Raw genomic sequence first — 2,240 nt, forward strand, 5'->3', positions numbered from 1 at the left:
GGGCGGTGGGAGCCCGGGTCCCGCTCGGGCCCGGCGCCGGGGCGGACGGATGTGGCGCGGTCGGTTCCGCTGCGGCCGGTTCCGGCCCGGCGGGCGTCGGCGCGCCCGGCTCCTCCTCCACCACGATGCCGAAGTCCGTCACCAGACCGACGAGACCGGTGTCGTACCCCTGACCCACCGCGCGGAACTTCCACCCCGTGCCCCGCCGGTACAGCTCGCCGAGGATGAGCGCGCTCTCCGGACCCGCGTCGGTGACGGCGAAGCGCAGCGGCACCCCGCGGGCACCGGCACCGGCACCGTCCACCGCCGAGAGGGTGAGGGTCAGGTCCTTCAGGTCGCCGAACCGGCCGCCGTCGCACCGGGCCGCGGCCAGGACGATCCGTTCCACCTCCGCCGGCACGGCCGCCGGGTCGAGCCGGACGCGCTCCGCGCAGCCCGTCCCCCCGGGGCCCTTTCCCGTCTTCCCCGCCAGTCGCACGCTCCCGTCGGCGGAGGCCGGGTTGTTGTGGAAGACGAGGTCCGCGTCGCCGCGCACCCGGCCGTCGGCGACGAGCAGCAGGAGGTACACGTCCAGGTCCTCCGGTGTCCCGCCGTTGGACACCTCCGCGATGAGGGGACCGATCGCCCCGTCGGGGCCCGTCAGCGCGACGTTCGCACCCTTGACCATCTCCCGCACGTTCCGCCCCCGCTGTGTCGTCTCGTCCTGGTCACCCGGTGGAGACCCTTATCCGGTGGGGATTCGGGCACACATGCCTCGCGGCAACATACGGCACCTACGTGACATTCCGTTCTTCCGGGGAGGGGAAGCACGGGTCGTTCGCCGGCCGTGTCCGCTTCGCCGGTCGTCGGCGTGCCACCGCTTCCGCACGCCCCGGCCGGCCGTCATTCGGCCCCGGCGGGCACGGGTGTTTCCGAGCCCTCGGTGGGCCGGGGCCGCCCGCGCCGGGTGGGCCGGGTTTCCAACGGCGTGATCACCGAACGGTGGAAGCGGTCCACGGCGTCGTCCACGCTGCGGATGAAGCCGGACTCGGCGTTCCCCCGCCCGGTGCCCATGCCCTTGAACAGGGACAGCCGGAAGCCGGAGATTGCCGCCCCGTCCCCCGGCAGGAGGTCCCCCGGCTCGGGGCGCAGGCGTTCCAGGGTGCCGCGCGGACCGTTCCCCGCCCCCTCGACGAGCGTTTCGATGTGCAGGTCGGCCGGGGCGGTGTCGAGCCGCCGGATGAGGCGCTTGATCCGGGTGAGCGGAAGTCCCTGCTCCGGGGCGTCGACGGCGATGGAGGTCCGCAGTCTGCCGGTGCGCAGGTCGGCGGTCACGGCCAGCAGGCCGGGGGTGCCGTCGATGCGCAACTCGGCGTGGAGCCGGCCGAGGTCGCACAGTTCGTCGTCGGCGGCGAGCCGTCGGGTCGCGGCGTCGGTGCCCCGACGGGAACGACGGACCGGCAGCACCTTCCGGCCGAGTTCGCCGCCCAGGCGCAGGCAGACCTGCCGGATGAGGCGTTCCCAGCTCTCCACCACGCCGATGGCGCGTTGATCGCCCCGGCACAGGGTCTCGGTGTCGATGCCCTTGCGCACCGGCACCCAGTCCGGGCCCATGTTCTGGAAGCCGTGGCAGCCCGAGTTGTCGTGCTCCAGGTAGTACAGGAGCTCGTTCAACAGCCATGCGTGCGAGGCGTTGCGCACTCCCTCATGACGGATCAACATGCGGGCCTGGTGCGTGACCTCGGCCCAGGACAGGTGCCACAGCGCGACCTTGTGCTTGCGGCGTCGGTCGACCCGCACGTCCACCAGGGGGCGACCCTCCAGGGCCACGTCGTTGGACAGGGTGATCACCGCCTCGTAGCCGCGTCGGGTGGCGATGTCCATGTAGGTCTGTACCTGTTCGGAGCGCAGCGCGTTGCCGTTGGTCTTCGTCTCGACCAGGGCGGTCCACAACTTGCCGGCCCGTTCGACCCGGATCACCCCGTCCGGGCGGGCCGGGGTGTCCCCGTGCGGAAGGGAGACCTCGGTGAAGGTCTCCAACCGGCCCGCCGGGGCGCCGAAGGCGGCGGTGAGGCGCCGGCCGAATTCCGGTACCTGCGTCATCACCGACAGCAGGATGGAGGTGGCCCGGTTCTCCCGTTCCCGGTCACTGCGCAGGGAGGAGACGGGGAAGAGACGGGAACTCCGCCAGCCGTCGTTCTCGGCGAGGGACCGGGTGAGGTTGGAGAGACCGGGCGGGCGGCGTTCCAGCAGCGTCACGG

At 72.7% G+C, this 2,240-nt stretch carries 1 protein-coding gene and 1 pseudogene; both read right to left on the reverse strand.

Annotated features, from left to right (window positions below; translation table 11 throughout):
* Positions 1-667, reverse strand: a 667-nt coding sequence (locus FNQ90_RS20285; RefSeq protein WP_182607677.1) for a TerD family protein, incomplete at its 3' end; no start/stop codon positions are given.
* A gap of 215 nt (positions 668-882) precedes the next feature.
* A pseudogene (locus FNQ90_RS20290) lies at positions 883-2,240 on the reverse strand (TerD family protein); the annotation flags it as partial.

Origin of the sequence: Streptomyces alkaliphilus (genome assembly GCF_014141535.1) — a bacterium.
Taxonomy (GTDB): Bacteria; Actinomycetota; Actinomycetes; order Streptomycetales; family Streptomycetaceae; genus Streptomyces; species Streptomyces alkaliphilus.